The following is a 20186-nucleotide window of genomic DNA, read 5'->3' on the forward strand; positions in this document are numbered from 1 at the left end:
ACCCGCCCGCTCACAGCCAATCCTCCAGCCGGCCGGACAGCAATGTCTTCAGCCTGCGCCGTGCGTGGAACATGCGCGTCTTCACCGTGTCGACCGGGCAGCCGATGATTTCGCCGATCTCGCGGCAGCCGATGCCGTGGAAGTAGGTGAGATGGACCACCGCACGCTGCTCGAGCGAGAGGCGGTCCAGGGCTTGCGCGAGCACCGCGCGCATTTGCGACTGCGCGGCATGGTACTCGGGACCGGCCTCCAGAGGCGCGGGATGATCGTCGTCGCGCTCGTCCTGCACGGGCTCGTCCAGGCGGCTCAGTGCCTGGATGGCCTTGCGGTAGGCGATGGCGAAGATCCAGGTCGATACCTTGCAGTGGCCGTTGTAGGTTCCGGCCCGGTTCCAGACGACCAGCATCGTGTCGTTCAGCAGTTCTCCGACGAGACCGGGCCGCCTCGTCACGCGGCCCAGGAAACGCGTGAGTCGCGGGTGGTAGGCGCGGTACAGCTGCTCGAACGCTTGCGACTCGCCGTTCGCGGTTCGGCCGACCAGACGGGCCTCGGCGCGTTCGGCCAACGGCGACTCCTCATCCTGCGTCCGAACGGCATCGCGGGGCATGCTCGACATGGAAGGCTCGTGCTGTGAGGTGTTCAGAGACTCTACTCCCTTGCGCTCGAGGTGGGCCGCGGCAACGTCAACGGTCATCACCATCGCGGCCTTCGGACGCGGGCACGGCCGGTTGGACCACCTTTTGGCTCCCGCTCAACACCCAGGCCCTCTGGCTCGGGGCAAAGCGCGGCGCCAGCATCCCGTCATTGATCTCGCGCGTGACCGCGAAGCGGTTGAAGGAGGTCGGCGGAAGGAACAGCCGCGCGTTGTCCGTGAAGCCATCGGAGGCCGTGTCGACGTCGCCTTCCACGGCCGAGATGACACCGTCGCCATTGGCGTCCACCCGCTGGACCTCGATCGCATAGGCGTCGTACAAGCGCTGCGGGAACGGCACACCCGGCTCGAAGGACTTGACCCGTTCGTAGATGTCCAGATAGATCTCGTGCGCCAGGCCGCTCGGAATGAAGCGCATCCGGTACTCGCGTTGTGCATCGGCTTCTCCGTCGAACCTGTCAGGGTCGCGGGGGCCGCTGCCCGTCAGCGCGCCGAGGGTGTTGGGGTTGTCGCCGTAGGTCACGGGATTGTTCTTCACGCCAGCGGGGCCCGACCCCGGCACGATGGACGCCAGTGCACCGAGCTGGCCTGCCTCGAAGCTGCCCGGCAGGCCGCCGGTGAAGGGCAATTCATAGGTCGGGTGGACCCAGTTCGTCGTGTAGTTGAATTCCCAGTAGGCATGGCAGTCGCTTTGCTGCAGGCAGTTGTACGCCCCCATGCTCAATTGGATCGGCACGACGTTGGTCTGCCTGCTCGGAAACCGGTCGTCGGCGCCTGGAAGATGCACATCGCGCCCGTCCATCGTGAAGAACTGGCCCGGCACGTTGTGGCCATCGCCCATCGCCTTCAGCGCGGCGGCGTCCTCCGGCGTGATCGTGCCGAACGCCTGCTTGGCGGCGGCCGCCGGCGCAGCCACGGGCGCGACGCGCAGATCGTGGATCATCCAGCCTTCGTACCAGCCGCTTTCGTTGTTGATGACGAACAGACCCGAGAGGTCGGTGAAGATGTCGATGAACGCGCGTATGTCGGTCGGGTCGGTCGGCAGGTCCGGCTTGGGCTCCACCACCAGCCGCACGGCACCGATCGTGGACAGCCCGCAGTCGAATCCGGTCGCAGTCAGTTGCACCTGGTCGTTCACACCCGGGAACCGCTTCGTGAACGGATTCGGCTCGAAGCCTGTCGTGTCGAGCACGTAGTACTGGAACAGCTGGCTCGGCTGATCGGCTTCGGCGTACGCCTGGATGGGCAGCGCCGAATGCGGGCGCTCGGCCAGCGCCTCCAACCGATCCTTCAATGGATCCGGCAGATGCCGCACATCCCCGCGATGCTCGACGATCTCGCTGTCGGCCTTGGCATGCGGGTTCGGATGGCACGGCGGCGGTGGCTGGTTCGACGCTGCGGCGGCCTCGACGCCCCCGAAGCCGACGCCGCAGGCGACGGCAAGGCAGGCGCCGGCAGCGCGACCGATGCGAAACTGACGGGCGGTCGACAACCGTGGGATGTTCATGGTGACCTCCAAGCGGGTTGAAACACGGACCCGGACGGCGCTTGCCGACCGGACAGGTTCATTCCCGGCAACGGACGATCGGTTCAATACCCATGGAGGCAGGTCGGCAAAGGCGGGGCATTCGATTGGCGCGTGCGGTAGCGACGGAGCCCTCAATGGGCATCCATGGCGCGACGCAGGATGTACCCGAACACGGCGACGCCAGCGAGCGCCGCGACGACCGTGAGGCTCAAGTCCGGGGCCTCGGCCTTCGAGGATGGCGTCGCGGCGGCATGCGGGCTGCTGGATTCGGACCCCTCCACGAAAGGGGTGTAGATCGCCCCTCCAGGGCTGGCCGCAGCGTCGGTCTTCACGCTGCTCGAACCCTCGTCGGAAGACAGCGCGTTGCTCGCGACCGGTGGGCGTGACACGCCACGGTGGGACGGCCCCCCGCCCATGGCTTCGGTGCGGGCATGCGCAGGCATCATCGTGGCAAGCACGACGAGAACCGCTCCGACGAATGCGCCTGGGGTCATGCCATGCCTCGTTCTCCTCGTGGATGGCTCAAAAAAACGACGTCGCCCAATTCCTGTTCGGAGGGCGCTGGTCGACCGGTTCATTCCCGGAAACTCAAGATCGGTTCAAGACCCCATGGCCCTGCGCGATCCAACCCCGCCGCCAAAGTGAAGCGCACTACTCGACGAACAGCAGCGCAGGGTCTTCGATCATCGTGCGCATCGCCTGCACGAACCGCGCAGCGTCCATGCCGTCGACCACCCGGTGGTCGAACGATGACGACAGGTTCATCAACCGCCGCGACACGACGGCACCGCCGCGCCACACCGGGCGCTCGACGATCCGGTTGACGGCGACGATGGCGACCTCGGGACGGTTGATCACCGGCGTCGACACGATGCCGCCGAGCGCGCCGAGGCTGCTGAGGGTGATCGTCGAGCCGCTCAGTTCCGAGCGCGTCGCGCGGCCCCCCCGCGCGGCTTCGGCCAGGCGCCCCATTTCGGCGGCCATGGCCCACAGGTCGCGCGCCTCGGCGTGCCGCACGACCGGCACGACCAGGCCGTGCCGGGTCTGCGTGGCGATGCCGATGTGGACCGCGCCGTGGCGCGTGACGACGCCCGCCTCGTCGTCGAAGAGGGCGTTGACCTGCGGGAACTCGCGCACCGCCAGCACCGTCGCGCGCATGAGCAGGGGCAGCAAGGTCAGGTGCCCCCGCTCGGCGCTCCATTTCGTGTTGAGCGCTGCGCGCAGGGTCTCGATCTCGGTGACGTCGACCTCCTCGACGTAGCTGAAATGCGGAATGCGACGCTTCGATTCCTGCATCTGCAATGCGATGCGGCGGCGCAGGCCGATGACGGGCACCGCCTGCAGGTCGTTGCGTTCGGCGTTGCCCGTGGCGGGCGCACGGTCCGGCGGCCGCGCGCCATGCGCGGCGACGTGCGCTTCGAGGTCGGCGTGCACGATGCGGCCGGCGGTGCCGCTGGCCGCGACGTCCTTCAGGTCGACGCCGAGTTCCCAGGCGCGCCTGCGCACCGCCGGCGAGGCGATCGGGCGGTCCGCAGCGGCTCCCGCGGACGGCGACGCCGGCTGTGGCTGCGCCGTCGCTGGCGCCGGCGGCATTGCAGCGGGCTTCGCTGCGGGCGGAGGTGGCGGGGTGGCTCGCGCAGGCGCAGCCACGGGCGCCCCGGCAGCGCCGGCCCGCTCGATGCGAATCAGCTCGGCGCCGACCGCCAGTGTCTGTCCGACCTCTCCGCCCAGCGCAAGCACCCGGCCCGCGACCGGCGACGGAATCTCGACGATGGCCTTGTCGGTCATCACGTCGGCCAGCCCCTGGTCTTCGACCACCGCGTCGCCGGGCTGCACGTGCCAGGCCACGAGTTCGACCTCTGCGGTGCCCTCGCCCACGTCGGGCACCTTGATCACATGGATGCTGCCGGACACGTCATGCCTCCATCGCGCGCCTGAACGCTGCAGCCACCCGCGCCGGGCCCGGGAAATAGGCCCATTCAAGCGCATGCGGATACGGCGTATCCCAGCCGGTCACGCGTTCGATGGGTGCCTCCAGGTGATAGAAGCAATGCTCTTGCACCAGCGCCACGAGTTCCGCGCCGAAGCCGCTGGTGCGCGTCGCCTCATGGGCCACGACACAACGGCCGGTCTTCCTGACCGAGGCGACGATCGCAGCCAGGTCCAGCGGCCAGAGGCTGCGCAGATCGATGATCTCGGCATCGACGCCGCTTTCGGCCGCAGCCGCTTCCGACACGAACACCATCGTGCCGTAGGCCAGCACCGTCAGATCGGCGCCGCCGCGGAACACCGCGGCCGTGTCCAGAGGCACCGTGTAGTGCCCTTCGGGCACCTCGCCCAAGGCATGCTGCGACCAGGGCACCACCGGTCGGTCGTGGTGGCCGTCGAACGGGCCGTTGTACAGCCGCTTGGGCTCGAGAAAGATCACCGGGTCGTCGTTCTCGATCGATGCGATCAGCAGGCCCTTGGCATCGTAGGGATTGCTGGGCATCACGGTGCGCAGGCCGCAGACATGCGTGAACAGCGCCTCCGGGCTCTGGCTGTGCGTCTGCCCGCCGTAGATGCCGCCGCCGCAGGGCATGCGGATCGTGATCGGTGCGTTGAAGTCGCCGGCCGAGCGGTAGCGCAGCCGCGCCGCCTCCGAGACGATCTGGTCCGAGGCCGGGTAGAAGTAGTCGGCGAACTGCACCTCGACCACCGGACGCAGTCCATAGGCCGCCATGCCGATCGCCGAGCCGACGATGCCACCCTCGGAGATCGGGGCATCGAAGACGCGCGAGCGGCCGTGTTTCGCCTGCAGCCCTTCGGTGCATCGGAACACGCCGCCGAAGTAGCCGACATCCTGGCCATAGATCACGACGTTCGGGTCGCGCTCGAGCATCACGTCCATCGCCGAGCGCAGGGCCTGGACCATCGTCATGCGGGCCATGTCAGTGCCCGCCCGGCCGCCCGAAGGGCACTGAGCGCCCCCTCGGGGGGCAGCGATACACGAAGTGATGAGCGTGGGGGCAGAGCATGTCAGCCGCGCGCCTGCCGCAACTGCGCTTGCAGGTGCGCCGGCATGTCCTTGTAGACGTCCTCGAACATCGACTCGAGCGGCGGGACATGGCCGTCGATCAGCGTACCGCCGTGGCGTTCGGCCTCCTTCAGTGCAGCGGCCACCTCGGCCTCGAGCTGCTCTTGCGCGCGCTCATGCGCTTCGTCGGACCAGGCGCCCAGGCCCACCAGATGCTGCTTCAGCCGCGCGATCGGGTCGCCGAGCGGGAAATGCTGCCAGTCGTCGGCAGGCCGATAGCGCGAAGGGTCGTCCGACGTCGAGTGCGCGCCGGCGCGGTAGGTGACCCATTCGATCAGCGTGGGCCCGAGATTGCTGCGCGCCCGCTCGGCGGCCCAGCGCGACGCGGCGAGCACCGCAAGAAAGTCGTTGCCATCGACGCGCAACGATGCGATGCCGCAGCCGACGCCGCGCGCGGCGAAAGTCGTCGCCTCGCCACCGGCGATGGCCTGGAAGGTCGAGATCGCCCACTGGTTGTTGACGACGTTGAGGATCACGGGCGCGCGATAGACATGCGCGAAGGTCAGCGCCGTGTGGAAGTCGGATTCGGCGGTGGCCCCGTCGCCGATCCACGCCGACGCGATCTTCGTGTCGCCCTTGATCGCCGAAGCCATGCCCCATCCGACCGCCTGGATGAACTGCGTGGCCAGGTTGCCGCTGATCGAGAAGAAGCCGGCGCGCCGGTACGAATACATCACCGGCAGCTGGCGCCCTTTCATCGGATCGCGTTCGTTGCTCATCAACTGGCAGATCAGTTCCGCCAATGGAATGTCGTCACGCGCCAGCAGCAGGCCCTGCTGGCGGTAGGTCGGAAAGCACATGTCGCCCGGCTGGATGGCGAACGCATGGGCGGTCGCTACGGCCTCCTCGCCCAGGCATTGAATGTAGAAAGAGATCTTCTTCTGCCGCTGCGCAATCAGCATCTTCGCGTCGAAGGCTCGGGTCTTCATCATCGCGCGCAGGCCGCGCTGGAACAGCGGCACATCGGGCTGCGGCGCCCACGGGCCGACCGCGCGGCCGTCCTCGTCGAGCACGCGCACCAGCGTGAAAGCCAGGTCGGCCGTGTCGACAGGCGAAGCGTCGAGGGCCGGCTTGCGCACGGCGCCGGCAGGCGACAGGTGCAGGTAGGAGAAGTCGGTCTCGTGACCCGGTCGCCCGGTCGGCTCGGGCACGTACAAGCGCAGAGGTTGCGGCGAGTTCATCCTCGTTCTCTCGACGCGAGCATGTCGCGCCACCGGCACAGTATGCGCCGCAAAGCGCAGCGAAGGAATACGCATCGCGGCGCACCTGTGCGGGGACTGCCTGCGGACAGGCCCCCCTCAGAGGCGGCGCGCCTGCACCGGCTGACGCGACCAGTAGACCCCGTCGAGGCGATCGAGCCGCACCTCGCCGCCGGTCGACGGCGCATGCACGAATCGCCCCTCTCCGACGTAGATGCCCGCGTGCGAAGGCGTGGCAGCGCCGAAGAGCACCAGGTCGCCGGAGCGGATCTCGGACACGGCCACCGGGCGGCCGAAGGCGCCCATTCGCGCCACCGTGCGCGGTGTCGCCTGACCCGCGCTCTTCCGATACACGTAGCCGATGAGCCCGCTGCAATCGAAGCCGCCCTCCGGCGTATTGCCGCCATAGCGGTAGGGGGTGCCGACCAGGCCCAGCGCATGGATCGCGGCGTCGTTCGATTGCTCGGCCGTCAGCGACGCGGCACCGATGGCGGGCCCCGGCGCCGGCGGGCTCGCGCAGCCCAGCGCCAGGAGACAGGCCGCGATCGGAAGCAGGCGCAGCAGCGGGGCGTTGCGGGCACGAGCTGTTGAAACGGTTGCGTCGGGCATCATGAATCGGTGGTTCGGAATGGCGGGTCGAGGTGTGGGGCGTACTGTATTCAAGATCGCCTCCGGGTCCAATGCCCAACTCACCGCGGCGCGCGCCTGGCCGCCAAGCGGGTGTAGAGTAGAACGAGCTCGAAAGGTGATCGTGAAGACCTTGTTTCTGGTGCGGCATGCCAAATCGAGCCGCGACGATCCGTCCTTGCCCGACCGGGAGCGACCCTTGGACGATCGCGGCCGCCAGGACGCGCCCATGATGGGCAAGCGTCTCGGCAAACGCGGGGTGAAGCCCGACCTGCTCGTGTCGAGCCCGGCACTGCGCGCGCTGACGACGGCGCAGCTCATCGCCGCCGAGATCGGCTACCCCCGCAAGGACATCGTCGTCGATGAACGGATGTACGCCAGCAGCCCGGACGACTTGCTCGCCGTCATCGGCGCACTCGACGACAAGCTGGGCCGCGTGATGCTCTTCGGCCACAACCCCGAGTTCACCGAGCTCGCGCACCGGCTGTCGAGCGAGATCATCGACATGCCCACGTGCGCGGTCGCCGAGTTCCACTTCGAGACGAAGACATGGGCCGATGTCAGGCAGACCGCCCCGGCGAAAGTGAAGCTGGACGCGCCGAAAAAGTAGCGCCCGGCGACATCCCGCAGCTGTGCTGCAATCTGCTGCATGCCTGAGCCGACCCTCGACGCCTTGCGCCGCTACGCGGTGGCGCGGACCCTCTTCACGCCCACGACGCTGCCGCGCGCGATCCAGCGCCTGGGCTTCGTGCAGGCCGATCCGATCCGCGCGCCGGCGCGCGCGCAGGACCTCACGCTGCGCCACCGCGTCAAGGACTACCGCGCCGGCGATCTGGAGAATCGCTACACGCGGCTCGCAGTCGAGGAAGACTGCCTCGTCAACTACGGCTTCCTGCCGCGCGAGCACCTGGCGCTGATGCACCCGCGCGAGGCCAGCCGCGACTGGGATGCCGAGACCCGGCGCAAGGCGGCCGAGGTGCTGGCTTTCGTGCGCGAGCGCGGACCGGTGCATCCGCGCGAGGTCGAGCAGCACTTCGCGCACGGCCGCATGAAGAACTACTGGGGCGGTTCGAGCAACGCCAGCACGCACCTGCTCGACGACATGCACTACCGCGGCATGCTGCGCGTGAAGCGGCGCGACAGCGGCACGCGCATCTACGAGGCGGTGACGCATCCGCCGGCCGACGACAGCCCCGCCGGTCGCGCGCAACGCGCCGCCGCGCTGGTCGATCTGGTGGTGCGCAAGTACGCGCCCCTGCCGGCTGCGAGCCTGACCTATCTCGTGCGCCTGCTCGGCTACGGCGCCCCGCATCTCACGGTGCAGACGCAGGCGGCGCTGCGCCTGGCGCGCGATGAGCTCGCCAGCTGCCGCATCGAGGGCACGACCTGGTACTGGCCAGCGGACGACAACCCGGCCTCGCGACGCCACGTGCCCGACGAGCAGCTTCGCCTGCTCGCGCCGTTCGACCCGGTGGTGTGGGACCGCCGCCGGTTCGAGCTGCTATGGGGCTGGACGTACAAGTTCGAGGCCTACACGCCGGCGCCGAAGCGAAAGTTCGGCTACTACGCCCTGCCCATGCTGTGGCACGAGCGCGTGATCGGATGGGCCAATGTCTCGGCGCGCGACGGCCGGCTGCAGCCCGCTTTCGGCTATGCCGGCACTCCGCCGAAGGGCGCCGCGTTTCGCGCCGCGCTCGACGACGAGATGCAGCGCATGACGCAATTCCTGTCCGGCCGCTGAGACCCCGACGCGCCAGCCCCGGCCGATCCGGGGTCTTGGCCCCTGGGCGACAGCGCGGCCGGCCGGACTTGCCTAGAATCCGTCCTTGCTTCGGCGCGAGCCGGAGCAGCGTTCTCAGGGCGGGGTGAGATTCCCCACCGGCGGTGATGGCGGCGCAAGCCGCACGAGCCCGCGAGCGCCCGAGGCTCTCTGCATGAGTCTCGGGGTCAGCAGACCTGGTGAGATCCCGGGGCCGACGGTCACAGTCCGGATGAAAGAGAGCGCGATCCCGTGGTCGGGCAGGCACGTTCTCGTGCCGGCCGGGCGTCGGGTTCGTGCGCCCTGATTCAGGAAATCCTTGCAAAGGCAAACCATGAGTCAGATCAACGACCTTCCCCTCTCCGCCATCACTGCCTCGGACGCCCCGCGCGGCCAGCGCATCGCCTTCGTACAGGCGCAGTGGCACTCGGACATCGTCCACCAGGCACGCGACGCCTTCCTGGCCGAAATGAAGCGCCAGGGCGTGCCGCTCGACACCATCGACCTGTTCGACGTGCCGGGCGCGTTCGAGATCCCGCTGCACGCCAAGCGGCTTGCCACCTCGGGCCGCTACGCCGCCATCGTCGGCTGCGCGCTGGTGGTCGACGGCGGCATCTACCGCCACGACTTCGTCGCCACCACGGTGGTCAATTCGCTGATGACGGTGCAGCTGGAGACCAACGTGCCGGTGCTGTCGGCGGTGCTCACGCCGCATCACTTCCACGAGCACGTGGAACACCGCAAGTACTTCCACCAGCACTTCGCGGTGAAGGGCACCGAGGTGGCCGAAGCCTGCGTCAAGACCATCGAAGGCTTGCGCCGCGTCGATGCGCTGATCGCGGCCTGATCGCAGGCCTCGCTGTCCTCGCAGGCGCTGGAAGATGCGGCGCCTGCGGTGTACGCTTTCGGCGATGAGCACCGCTGCCCGCCCCTACACCCTCTACGGTGCGCCCGGCTCGGGCGCCACGCCCGTTCAGGCCGCGCTCACGCTGATCGGCGCGCCGGTCGACATCGTCGACGTGGCGCCCTGGAAAGGCGAATCCGAGCGCCAAAAGCTGGCGCCGCTCAACCCGCAGCGGCAGGCCCCGGTCCTCGTGCTGCCCTCGGGCGAGGTCATGACCGAGAGCGCCGCGATCCTGCTCTGGCTCGGCGACCGCCACCCCGAAGCCGGCCTCGCGCCCGCCGCCGACCACCCGCTGCGCGCGCAGTACCTGCGCTGGATGATCTACATCCCGGCCGCGATCTATTCGATGTACTGGGTCCGTGACATGCCATCGCGCCTGGCCGCGGACGCGGCGGCCGAGGCGGTGGTGCTCGAACGCAGTGCCGAGCGCATCGCCGAATGCTGGCGCCTGATGGATGCGCAGTTGCCGCGCGGCACCCCCTACCTGCTGGGCGACAGCCTCGGCCTGCTCGACCTGTATGTGACCGTGGTCTCGCGCTGGACCCCGCGCCGTCTGCGCTTCTACCGCGAAGCCCCGCGCATGGCCGAGGTGGTGCGGCGCGTCGATGCCGATCCGCGGCTGCAGGCTTTCTGGGCCGCGCGCTTTCCCTTCACCCCGGGATGGGAAGGCGCCGAGGCCTGAGAATACGGCGGATGCAAACCAGCCAAGTCACCCTCTTCCACAACCCGGGCTGCGGCACCTCGCGCAACACGCTGGCGCTGATCCGCGAACACGGCTTCGAGCCCGAGGTGATCGAATACCTGAAGACGCCGCCCACCCGCGAGCGGCTGCGCGCGCTGGCCGTCGCGATGGGCGTCCCGGTGCGCGATCTGCTGCGCCAGCGCGGCACGCCCTACGACGAGCTCGGACTCGGCGACACGAAGTGGACCGACGACCAGCTGCTCGACTTCATCGTCGCGCATCCGATCCTCTTGAACCGCCCGATCGTGGTCACGCCGCTGGGCACGCGCCTGTGCCGGCCGGCGGAGCAGGTGCTCGACATCCTGCCGAAGCGCTGAGCGCGACGCTCGGGCAGAGCGAGGCAGGCAGGAAGCCTCAGGCCGAAGCGGGCACCAGTGCTTCGCGGCGGACGCGCCGGACGTTGAAGGCGCTGGCGATCAGCACGCCCTGCACCACCGCCAGGCCCACGATCACGCTGGTGTACTGGCCGTGGTCCATCAGCCGGCCGAAAATCAGCGGCGCCACCGCCTGCCCGATGTCCAGCCCGGCGTACACCACGCCGTAGACGCGGCCGGTGGCATTGGCGGGTGTCGAGCGCTTGACCAGCAGGTCGCGCGACGGCCCGGCGATGCCCGAGGCGAAGCCCATCGCCCCGAACATCACCGGCACCAGCGCCGGCGCCAGGTCGGCGAATGCCAGCACCAGCGCCAGCACCGCCGCCACGCCGAAGCTGGCGCCGACGATGCGCTCGCAGCGCGACGGATCGGAGGCCAGGAAGCCGCCCACCACCATGCCGGCCGCGCTGGCGACCATGTAGACCGTCAGGCAGATCGCGATCAGTGCCACCGGCACCTCGTGCAGGCGCCCGGCGGCGGACGGCGCGAAGGTCTGCACCACGCTGAGCGCCATCGCATAGAAGAAGAAGAAACCGAAGCACATCCAGACAGCCGGAATGCGCAGGAAGGCCAACTCGCCGCCGGCCGTGGCATCCGCGCCGACGGCCTTCTGCACCGCCTTCACGTCGAGCGACAGCACGCTGCGGTTGAGCCACAGGATCCCCAGCACGACCACCGCCACGGCACCGCCCGAGGCCAGCGCCACGCGCCAGCCGAAGGCCATTGCCAGCGGCACCACGAAAGCCGGCGCCAGCGCCCATCCGAGGCTGCCGGTGATGCCGTGCACGCTGTAGGCATGGCCCAGGCGCGTGGGCGCCACCTTGCGATTGAACAGCGTGTAGTCGACCGGATGGAACACCCCGTTGCCGATGCCCGCAACGACCGCCGAGCCGAGCAGCATCCAGTAGTTCTGCGCCAGCGCATAGCCGAAGGCCGCGAGGCCCAGCATGCCCAGCCCGACGAACAGCACGGGCCGCGGCCCGAGCTTGTCGACGATGAAACCCGAGGCCGCCTGCACCAGGCAGGAGACGACGAAGAACACGGTCAGCACGGCGCCGAGCTCGGTGTAGCTGACGTGGAACGCGTCCTTCAGCCATGGGAACAGCGGCGCCAGCAACAGCTGGCTGAAATGGCTGACGGCATGCGCCAGGCCGACGAGGCCGATCAGCTTGACGTCGGAGCGCACGGTGGGCGCGGAACTGGCGGGAGAAGCGGAAGACATGGATTGCAACAAGAAACTGGCGTGGAGGTCGATCCTAAGCCGGCCCGGCACGGCAGAATGGCGATACAGAGACAACATTTGTCGAATTCATGCCGCCTACCGTCGCCCCATTCGCGCCCGGTCCCGCCCCCGCCAACAGCGTCGGGCCGCTCACGCCACACCTCTACGCGCCCGACGCCCTGCGGCCGCTGCGGGCCAAGGAACACTTCCTCAACGCCGACACGCTGGTCGAACTGCACCGCCATCCCTGGCCGCAGCTGACCTTCTCGACCCGCGGCGTGATCCGCCTGAGCACCGAGGACGGCAGCTACATCGTGCCGCCCTCGCGCGCGCTCTGGGTCCCGGCCGACATGCCGCACAGCATCTCCCTGATCGAGGATGCCGAACTGCGCACCGTGTACCTGCACAGCTGGCTGGGCCCGGTCTGGGAGCGCTGCGAGGTGCTCGAGATCAGCCCGCTGCTGCGCGCGCTGATGCTGGCGCTGGACACCACGCCCGACGGCCTGCCGCCGGCCGATCCGCACGCGGCGCAGCGCGAGCGCTGGATCGCGCCGCTGCTGGTCGACGAACTCGAGCGCGCCACCCAGATCCGCATCGACGTGCCGCTGCCGGCCGACAAGCGCCTGCGCCAGTTGTGCGAGGCGCTGCTGCGCAATCCGGCCAACCGCGCCACGCTGGCCGAACGCGCCCAGCAGATCGGCGCCAGCGAACGCACGGTGGCCCGCCTGTTTCGCGACCAGCTCGGCATGAGCTGGCAGCAGTGGCGCCAGCAGGCGGTGCTGGCGCATGCGCTGCCGCTGCTCGCACGCGGCATGGCGGTGAGCCTGGTGGCCTCGGCCAGCGGCTACGCGACCGACAGCGCCTTCTGCGCGATGTTCAAGGCCGCGACCGGGCAGTCGCCGACCGCCTTCCAGCACAAGAAGCGCAACTGAGGAAACCGGCTCAACCGAGCCAGCGCAGCAGTTTCATCATCCGGCGGAATCGCTCGCCGTAGGGCGGGTAGATCAGCGCCCCGGCCGACCAGCGCGACTGCACCAGCACCGCCTTTTGCTGCGTGAAGCGCAGGAAGCCCGCCTCCCCGTGGTAGGAGCCCCAGCCGCTTTCGCCGACGCCGCCGAAGGGCAGGTGGTCGTGCGCGACGTGCATCAGCGTGTCGTTGACGGTGACGCCGCCGCTCAGCGTGCGGGCCAGCACCCGGTCGCGTGCCGCGGTGTCGGTGCCGAACCAGTAGAGCGCGAGCGGCCGCGGGCGGCCGTTGATGTAGCGGATCGCTTCCTCGCTGTCGTCGCAGGGCAGCACCGGGAGGATCGGGCCGAAGATCTCTTCCTGCAGCAGGCGCAGGCCCGGGTCCGGGCCGATCACGAGCGCTGGTGCCAGTTGGCGAGCCGCCGGATCGGCGAGGCCGATGGCCTGCTCGATGCGCGCACCGCTGTCCTTCGCCTCCCGCAGCAGCGCGCGCAGCCGCTCCAGGTGCCCTTGCCCCAGGATCGCCGCATAGTCGGGGTTGCCTTCGATGCGCGGAAACAGGCGCGCCACCGCACGCTGCCAGGCCGCCGCGAAGGCATCCTCGCGCCCGCGGGGCAGCAGCACGTAGTCGGGCGCGATGCAGGTCTGGCCCGCGTTCAGCAGCTTGCCGTGCGCGATCCGCAGCGCCGCCTCGTCGAGGTCGGCCGAGGCGTCGACGATGCAGGGCGACTTGCCGCCCAGCTCCAGCGTGGTCGGCGTGAGGTTGGCCGCCGCGGCCTGCGCCACCTTGCGGCCGACCGCGGTCGAGCCGGTGAAGAACAGGTGGTCGAAAGGCAGCGCCGCGAACTGCGACGCGACGCCGGCGTCGCCCTGCACCACCGCGAACTCCTCCGGGGCGAAGGCCTCGGCGACCCGCTCGGCGAGCAGCGCCGAGGTGCGCGGCGTCAGCTCGCTGGGCTTGAGCATCACGCGGTTGCCCGCGGCCAGCGCCGTGGCCGCCGGCCCGAGCGAGAGCTGCAGCGGGTAGTTCCAGGGCGAGATCACGCCCACCACGCCGAGCGGCTGGCGCTGGATCCAGGCCCGCGCGGGCTTCAGCTGCATCGGCGTGTGCACGCGCACCGGCCGGCTCCAGGCCTCGAGGCGGCGCAGGAGCTGGCCCAGCAGGTTGCGCAGCACCAGCAGGTCGGCCACCTCGGTGAGCGCGGCGGAGCGGACGCCGAAGTCGGCCTCGACCGCCGCCGCGATCGCGGAGCCATGCGCATCGAGCAGCCGCTGAATCCGCTGCACCCGATCCCGCCGCTCGGCGACGGGCACCACGGGCGCATCGCGGCTGGCCCGGTGCTGGGCATCGAAGAGAGATCGCAGATCCGTCATGAGGCGAATCTACCCCGGCCCTTCCGTATCATCGGCGGGTGCATTCCCCAACCTCCCGCGACGCGCGCCCATGGCCCTGACCCGCGCCCAGCTCGAACGCTGGCTTCCCTTTCTCGCCTGGCCGCGCCCCGACCGGGCCCTGCTCGTCAACGAGGCCGCGGCCGGCGTCACCGTCGCGCTGATGGTCATCCCCCAGGGCGTGGCCTATGCGGCGCTGGCGGGCATGCCGCTGGTGACCGGCGTCTACGCCGCGCTGCTGCCGGCGCTGGTCGCGCTGCTCTTCAGTTCCTCCGCCCGGCTCTCGGTCGGCCCCACGGCCCTCACCAGCCTGCTGGTCGGTGCCTCGCTGGCGCCACTGGCGATTCCCGGCAGCCGCGAATGGGTGGCCTACGCGGTCTGGCTCACGCTGCTGTCGGGCCTGATGCAGGTGACGCTGGGCGCGGTCCGCTTCGGTTGGCTGCTGCGGATGGTCAATTCACCGGTGCTGATGGGCTTCACGCAGGGCGCTGCGGTGCTGATCACGCTCTCGCAGTTGCCGGCCCTGCTGGGCTATACCGGCCGCTCGGTGACGCAGCTGATGCAGGGCCCGCTGCCCGACCTCGTCGCGATCGCCTTCGGCCTCGGAGGCATGGCGATGCTGTGGCTCGGCAAGCGGCTGGCGCCGCGCTTCCCGACCACCATGGCGCTGGTCGCGGCCGCCGCGGCGATCAGCGCCGCGGTCGGCTATGCGCTGCACGGTGGCGCGGTGATCGGCACGCTGCCTTCGGGCCTGCCGGGCTTCTACTGGCCTGGCGGCCTCTCGATCAATGAACTGGGCAACCTGCTGCTGCCCGCCTTCCTGATCACGCTGGTGAGCTTTCTGGAGACCGCGTCGAGCGCCAAGGTGGACAACGCGCGCGCCGGCAAACTCTGGAACGAGAACCAGGACCTGATCGGCCAGGGCCTGGGCAAGATCGCCTCGGGCCTGACCGGCTCCTTCCCGACCAGTTCCTCCTTCTCACGCTCGGCCATCACGCTGTACGCCGGCGCGAAGACGCAATGGGCGACGCTGTTCAGCGTCGCCGTGGTCGCCGCCGCGCTGCTGTGGGCCATGCCGCTGCTCTACCACGTGCCGCAGGCGGTGCTGGCCGCCATCGTGGCGACCGCCACCATCGGGCTGCTGCGGCCCTCGACCTTCGTCGCGCTGTGGCGCATCTCCCGCATCGAGGCGTCGATCGCGCTCGGCACCTTCGTGCTCACGATCGCGACCGCGCCATCGATCTACTGGGGCGTGCTCGGCGGCCTGCTGGCCGCGCTGGCGCACTACATGTACCGCCACCTGCATCCGCGCATCATCGAGGTCGGCCTGCACCCGGACGGCAGCCTGCGCGACCGCCACCTGTGGCACCTGCCGCCGCTGGCGCCCGACCTCTACGCGCTGCGCATGGACGCCGAGCTTGACTTCGCATCGGCCAGCACGCTGGAACGCGCCATCACGGTGGCGCTGGCCGAGCGGCCCGGGCTGACCGACGTCTGCCTCTTCGCCTACCCGATCAACCGCATCGACATCACGGGCGCCGAAGTGTTCGGCAGCATCCGCCGCCTGCTCGAGTCGCAGGGCGTGCGGCTGCACATCTCGGGCCTGAAGCTGCCGGCGCAGCAGGTGCTCGAGCGCGCCGGGCTGCTGGCGCCGGGGCCGATGCTGTTCGGCTACCGGACCGACAGCGAGGCGCTGGCCGCTCTCGCGCGGCCACCGGCGGCGGCCGAAGCGCTCAGTCCTTGACCCGTCCGCGCAGGTTCTTGATCTCCGCGCGCTGGCTCTTGCCTTCGAGCCGGCGCTGCCTGGAGCCATAAGTCGGCTTGGTGGCGCGGCGGGCGCGCGGCGGCGTGGCGACGCCGTCGACCAGCTCCTGCAGGCGCGCCAGCGCATCGACGCGGTTCATCTCCTGGCTGCGGTGCCGCTGCGCCTTCAGCACCAGCACGCCCTCCTGGGTGATTCGGCTGTCGCGCAAGGCGAGCAGCCGCTCCTTGACGTCGTCGGGCAGCGAACTCGCGGGGATGTCGTAGCGCAGGTGCACCGCGCTGGACACCTTGTTGACGTTCTGGCCGCCCGCACCCTGGGCCCGGATGGCGCTGAATTCGACTTCCAGGGGATCGATGAGAACGGGCGGACGCGGCGTGGACATCCGCTATTTTGACTTGCGCGCCGCCGCCTTCCTCGTCGTCGCCGGCCGCTGCTGCACGCCGGACATCAGCAGCGCGATGCTCTGGTCGGCGATCTGCTCCGGGTCGAGCCCGCCGCCGGGCCGGTACCAGCGGCCGATCCAGCTGAGCGCACCGGCCAGCACGAAGGCCGCCATCTTGGGGTCGCAGGGCGCCAGCGAGCCTTCGGCGATGCCGTCGGCAATGAGCCGGCGGAACTCGCCGTCGATGCCGGCCTTGAGCCGGCGCAGCTCCTTGCGCAGCGGTGCCGGCAACGGATCCTCGCCGATGCGGATGACGCACATGCCGAAGTCCATCATCACGATGCGGGAGTAGATCCGCATGCACGCCATGAGCTGGTCGATCGCGCTGCCGCCGGCGCGCCGGACCTCGTCGATGCCCTCCTGCATCATGCCGAGCGCGGTGCGCACGCATTCGAGCAGGATCTCGTCCTTGCTCTTCACATAGTAGTAGAGCGTGGGCTTGCTGACGTGCAACCGCTGCGCGATGTCGTCGAGCGAGGTCGCGTGGTAGCCGCGCTCGTTGAACAGCTTGGCGGCCGTCTGCAGCACCGCGTTGCGCTTGGCCTCGCGTTGCTGCGCGCGGACGCCGGCCGGCTTCCAGGGCGAGGCGCCTGTGGGCTTGGGGAGTGTCCTGGTGGCCATGGATCGGGGTGCCCGGGAAAGTCCCGATGCCGCCCGGAGGGCGTCGCATCGAACATTACCGGTGAGTAGAAATTCTACGCACGGGTAACCCCACTTCCTTCCGCGCAAACCCTGATCGATGCCTGACGCCCCAGCCCGTCCCGACGCCGCCATGCCGCCCAGCCCCGTGCTGCAGGTCGAGTCGCTCACGCTCGCCTTCGGCGGCGTGCGGGCGCTGAGCGGCGTCGGCTTCGAGGTCGCGGCCGGCTCCATCACGGCCGTGATCGGCCCCAACGGCGCCGGCAAGACCTCGCTCTTCAACACCATCTCGGGCTTCTACCACCCCACCAGCGGCCGGGTGCTGTTCGAAGGCCGCGACATCACGACGCTGCCGGCGCCGCAACGGGCCCGGCTCGGCCTCGCGCGCAGCTTCCAGAACATCGCGCTGTTCCGCGGCATGACGGTGCTCGACAACATCAAGCTCGGCCGCCACTCGCACCTCAAGACCAACGTCTTCGACGCCCTGCTCTATTTCGGCCGCGCCCGGCGCGAGGAAGCCGAGTTGCGGCGCGACGTCGAGGAACGCATCATCGACTTCCTCGAGATCGACCACATCCGCCACGCCCCCGTGTCGGCCCTGCCCTACGGACTGCAGAAGCGCGTCGAGATGGCGCGCGCGCTGGCGATGCAGCCGCGCGTGCTGATGCTCGACGAGCCGGTGGCCGGCATGAACCGCGAGGAGACCGAGGACATGGCGCGCTTCATCCTCGACGTGCGCGACGAATGGGGCGTGACCGTCCTGATGGTCGAGCACGACATGGGCATGGTGATGGACCTCTCGGACCACGTGGTGGTGCTCAACTTCGGCCAGGTCATCGCGCAGGGCGCGCCGGCGACGGTGCAGGCCGACCCCGAGGTGATCCGGGCCTACCTCGGCGCCGGGGACGTCTCCACCCTGCGCGAGAAGCTGCGCGGCGCGGCCGTGGCGGCAACCGCATGATGGACTGGGCCTACCTGTTCGAGATCGCCCTCAACGGGGTCGCCAGCGGTGGCCTCTATGCACTGGCCGCGCTCGCCTTCGTGCTGGTCTACAAGGCCACGCGGGTGGTCAACATCGCGATCGGCGAAATGCTGATGATCGGCGCCTACCTGTTCTTTGCCTTCGCCGCCAGCTTCTCGCTGCCGATCTGGCTGGCGGTGCTCGGTGCGGTGCTGGGCACCGGCCTGCTCGGCGCGCTGGTCGAGCGCACCATGATCCGGCCGCTGCTCGGCGAGCCGCCGATCTCGGTCTTCATGGTCACCGTCGGCCTGGCATCGATCCTGGTCGGCCTGGTCGAGATCGTCTGGACCGCCGACCAGCGCCGGCTGCCCGAGTTCCTGCCGAAGACGCCGGTGATGATCGGCGACGCCTTCCTGGCGCCCAAGGTGGCTTACGGCGCCCTGGTGGCCCTGGTGTTGATCGTGCTGGTGCTGCTGGTGTTCCGCTTCTGGCGCGGCGGCGTCGCATTGCGGGCTACCGCCTCCGACCAGGCCGCCGCCTACTCGATGGGCATCAACGTGCCGCGCGTGTTCTCGCTCGCCTGGGTGGCCTCGGCCATGATCGCGGCGGTCGCCGGCATCATCGTCGGCTCGATCGGCGGCATCTCGTCGTCGATGGGCGTGTTCGGCCTCTCGGTGCTGGTGGTGGTGATCGTCGGCGGCCTCGACAGCGTGCTCGGCGCGCTGGTCGGCGGTGTCTTCATCGGGCTGGTCGAGGCGCTGGCGGGCTCGTACCTCGGCGGCGAATACAAGCTGTTGGCGACCTTCGTGGTGCTGGTCGTCGTGCTGATGATCCGCCCGTACGGCCTGTTCGGCACCCACGAAATCGAAAGACTCTGATGCGGATAGGAACCCTCAAGCAGAGCTACATCGCCGACGCGGCGCTGTTCGATTCGCGCACCCAGAAGACCTGGCTGGGGCTCGGTGCCGCGTTGCTGCTGCTGTTCCCCTTCATGGCCAGCGACTACTGGCTCTATCTGGCCTGCCTGGTCGCGATCAATGTCGCGAGTGCCACCGGCCTCAATATCCTGACCGGCTACACCGGGCTCGTGAGCCTGGGCCAGGCCGCCTTCATGGGGCTGGGCGCCTACACGGTCGCGATCATGCACACCCGGCTGGGCACGCCCTTCCTGCTCAACCTGGTGGCCGGCGGCGTGGTGGCAATGCTCGGCGGCCTGGTGGTCGGCATTCCCTCGCTGCGGGTCAAGGGCCTCTACCTCGCGATCGCGACCATCGCGGCTTCATTCATCGCGCACTTCCTGTTCGCGAATCTCAAGCTCACGGGCGGCACCAGCGGCCTGTCGCTGCCGCCCGCGCAGTTCTTCGGTCTCGCGCTCGACACCTCGTTCCGGCTCTACTGGGTGATCCTGCCGGTGACGCTGCTGATGGTGCTGGGGGCCGCCAACCTGTTCCGCACCCGCATCGGCCGGGCCTTCATCGCGATCCGCGACCGCGACATCTCGGCCGAGGTGCTGGGCATTCCGCTGTTGCGCTACAAGCTGCTGTCCTTCGGGCTGTCGTCGTTCTACGCCGGCGTGGCAGGTGGCTTGTGGGCCTACTTCTTCCGGGTCGTCACGCCCGAGAGTTTTCCGCTCCTGATGTCGATCTTCTTCCTGGCCGCGATCATCGTCGGCGGCATGGGCACCATCCTCGGCGGCATCCTCGGCGCTGTCTTCATGACGATGGTGCCGGAGCTTCTCAAGCTGGTGTTCGACCTGCTGCCCGGAGGCACCGAGATGACGGTGTTCCTCTCGCCGGTGCGCACGGTCGTCTTCGGTCTCCTGATCGTCGGCTTTCTGGTGTTCGAGCCGCACGGGCTCGCAGAAGTGTGGCGGCGCATTCGCCGCTTTTTCCATCTGTGGCCCTTCAAGACCTAGGCCGCATCCAACAAGGAGACATC

The 20186-nt window shown here is 69.4% G+C and carries 20 protein-coding genes, 1 pseudogene and 1 riboswitch; of the genes and pseudogenes, 10 read left to right on the forward strand and 11 right to left on the reverse strand.

Annotated elements, in window-relative coordinates; all coding sequences use genetic code 11:
* Positions 1-10: 10 nt before the first annotated feature.
* The 7 genes from AC1D2O_RS06190 to AC1D2O_RS06220 form a co-directional block, all read right to left on the reverse strand.
* Positions 11-616: an RNA polymerase sigma factor gene (locus AC1D2O_RS06190; RefSeq protein ID WP_478087049.1), complete on the reverse strand. Its 606-nt coding sequence runs from the start codon at positions 614-616 to the stop codon at positions 11-13.
* Positions 617-683: 67 nt separating this feature from the next.
* Positions 684-2159: a hypothetical protein gene (locus AC1D2O_RS06195; protein ID WP_478087051.1), complete on the reverse strand. Its 1476-nt coding sequence runs from the start codon at positions 2157-2159 to the stop codon at positions 684-686.
* A 152-nt stretch (positions 2160-2311) separates the two neighbouring features.
* Positions 2312-2674 carry a hypothetical protein gene (locus AC1D2O_RS06200; protein WP_478087053.1) on the reverse strand — a complete coding sequence of 121 codons (363 nt, stop codon included), beginning with the start codon at positions 2672-2674 and terminating at the stop codon, positions 2312-2314.
* A 157-nt stretch (positions 2675-2831) separates the two neighbouring features.
* On the reverse strand, positions 2832-4094 hold the full coding sequence (locus AC1D2O_RS06205; RefSeq protein WP_478156511.1) for a dihydrolipoamide acetyltransferase family protein: 1263 nt from the start codon (positions 4092-4094) through the stop codon (positions 2832-2834).
* 1 nt (position 4095) lies between these two features.
* Positions 4096-5109, reverse strand: coding sequence for an alpha-ketoacid dehydrogenase subunit beta (locus AC1D2O_RS06210; RefSeq protein ID WP_478094656.1), 1014 nt, complete (start codon positions 5107-5109; stop codon positions 4096-4098).
* 89 nt (positions 5110-5198) lie between these two features.
* Positions 5199-6437 carry a thiamine pyrophosphate-dependent enzyme gene (locus AC1D2O_RS06215; RefSeq protein ID WP_478156513.1) on the reverse strand — a complete coding sequence of 413 codons (1239 nt, stop codon included), beginning with the start codon at positions 6435-6437 and terminating at the stop codon, positions 5199-5201.
* A gap of 117 nt (positions 6438-6554) precedes the next feature.
* Entirely contained in the window at positions 6555-7064 is a 510-nt protein-coding gene (locus AC1D2O_RS06220; protein WP_478089233.1) for a C40 family peptidase, read from the reverse strand.
* Between the two features lie 136 nt (positions 7065-7200).
* Between AC1D2O_RS06220 and AC1D2O_RS06225 the strand changes: the two genes are divergently transcribed.
* The 5 genes and pseudogenes from AC1D2O_RS06225 to arsC all read left to right on the forward strand — a co-directional run.
* Positions 7201-7692 carry a SixA phosphatase family protein gene (locus AC1D2O_RS06225; RefSeq protein WP_478089231.1) on the forward strand — a complete coding sequence of 164 codons (492 nt, stop codon included), beginning with the start codon at positions 7201-7203 and terminating at the stop codon, positions 7690-7692.
* A gap of 39 nt (positions 7693-7731) precedes the next feature.
* A complete protein-coding gene (locus AC1D2O_RS06230; protein WP_478089230.1) occupies positions 7732-8823 on the forward strand; it encodes a DNA glycosylase AlkZ-like family protein in 1092 nt (363 codons plus the stop codon).
* A 106-nt stretch (positions 8824-8929) separates the two neighbouring features.
* Positions 8930-9089: riboswitch (FMN riboswitch) on the forward strand.
* An 86-nt stretch (positions 9090-9175) separates the two neighbouring features.
* Positions 9176-9688 carry a 6,7-dimethyl-8-ribityllumazine synthase gene (locus AC1D2O_RS06235; protein ID WP_478089229.1) on the forward strand — a complete coding sequence of 171 codons (513 nt, stop codon included), beginning with the start codon at positions 9176-9178 and terminating at the stop codon, positions 9686-9688.
* A gap of 64 nt (positions 9689-9752) precedes the next feature.
* Positions 9753-10427 (forward strand): glutathione S-transferase family protein, encoded by a 675-nt coding sequence (locus AC1D2O_RS06240; RefSeq protein ID WP_478089228.1) that lies wholly within the window; start codon positions 9753-9755, stop codon positions 10425-10427.
* 11 nt (positions 10428-10438) lie between these two features.
* Positions 10439-10798, forward strand: a pseudogene (gene arsC / locus AC1D2O_RS06245) (arsenate reductase (glutaredoxin)); the annotation flags it as partial.
* Between the two features lie 43 nt (positions 10799-10841).
* Here the strand turns inward: arsC and AC1D2O_RS06250 are convergent.
* A complete protein-coding gene (locus AC1D2O_RS06250; RefSeq protein WP_478089227.1) occupies positions 10842-12083 on the reverse strand; it encodes an MFS transporter in 1242 nt (413 codons plus the stop codon).
* Positions 12084-12172: 89 nt separating this feature from the next.
* On the opposite strand from AC1D2O_RS06250, the gene AC1D2O_RS06255 reads away from it, so the two are divergent.
* Positions 12173-13015 carry an AraC family transcriptional regulator gene (locus AC1D2O_RS06255; RefSeq protein WP_478089226.1) on the forward strand — a complete coding sequence of 281 codons (843 nt, stop codon included), beginning with the start codon at positions 12173-12175 and terminating at the stop codon, positions 13013-13015.
* 10 nt (positions 13016-13025) lie between these two features.
* Here AC1D2O_RS06255 and AC1D2O_RS06260 read toward each other — a convergent pair whose 3' ends face one another.
* A complete protein-coding gene (locus AC1D2O_RS06260; RefSeq protein ID WP_478089225.1) occupies positions 13026-14423 on the reverse strand; it encodes a coniferyl aldehyde dehydrogenase in 1398 nt (465 codons plus the stop codon).
* A gap of 70 nt (positions 14424-14493) precedes the next feature.
* On the opposite strand from AC1D2O_RS06260, the gene AC1D2O_RS06265 reads away from it, so the two are divergent.
* Complete coding sequence (locus AC1D2O_RS06265) at positions 14494-16185, forward strand: SulP family inorganic anion transporter (protein ID WP_478089224.1); 1692 nt, start codon at positions 14494-14496, stop codon at positions 16183-16185.
* On the opposite strand, the gene arfB is transcribed toward AC1D2O_RS06265, so the two are convergent.
* Entirely contained in the window at positions 16175-16588 is a 414-nt protein-coding gene (gene arfB, locus AC1D2O_RS06270) for an alternative ribosome rescue aminoacyl-tRNA hydrolase ArfB (protein WP_478089223.1), read from the reverse strand. The two genes, AC1D2O_RS06265 and arfB, sit on opposite strands and share 11 nt — an antisense overlap.
* A gap of 3 nt (positions 16589-16591) precedes the next feature.
* Positions 16592-17269, reverse strand: a complete 678-nt coding sequence (locus AC1D2O_RS06275) for a TetR/AcrR family transcriptional regulator (RefSeq protein WP_478089222.1) — start codon at positions 17267-17269, stop codon at positions 16592-16594.
* A 118-nt stretch (positions 17270-17387) separates the two neighbouring features.
* Here AC1D2O_RS06275 and AC1D2O_RS06280 point away from each other — a divergent pair, with 118 nt between their 5' ends.
* The 3 genes from AC1D2O_RS06280 to AC1D2O_RS06290 are packed head-to-tail and all read left to right on the forward strand — an operon-like array spanning position 17388 to position 20163.
* A complete protein-coding gene (locus tag AC1D2O_RS06280; protein WP_478089221.1) occupies positions 17388-18248 on the forward strand; it encodes an ABC transporter ATP-binding protein in 861 nt (286 codons plus the stop codon).
* Positions 18245-19126 carry a branched-chain amino acid ABC transporter permease gene (locus tag AC1D2O_RS06285; RefSeq protein ID WP_478156514.1) on the forward strand — a complete coding sequence of 294 codons (882 nt, stop codon included), beginning with the start codon at positions 18245-18247 and terminating at the stop codon, positions 19124-19126. The genes AC1D2O_RS06280 and AC1D2O_RS06285 overlap by 4 nt, the downstream gene beginning before the upstream one ends.
* Complete coding sequence (locus AC1D2O_RS06290) at positions 19126-20163, forward strand: branched-chain amino acid ABC transporter permease (RefSeq protein WP_478089219.1); 1038 nt, start codon at positions 19126-19128, stop codon at positions 20161-20163. Before AC1D2O_RS06285 ends, AC1D2O_RS06290 begins: the two co-directional genes overlap by 1 nt.
* Positions 20164-20186 lie beyond the last annotated feature (23 nt).

It is taken from the genome of Variovorax sp. P1_G12, from assembly GCF_056405555.1.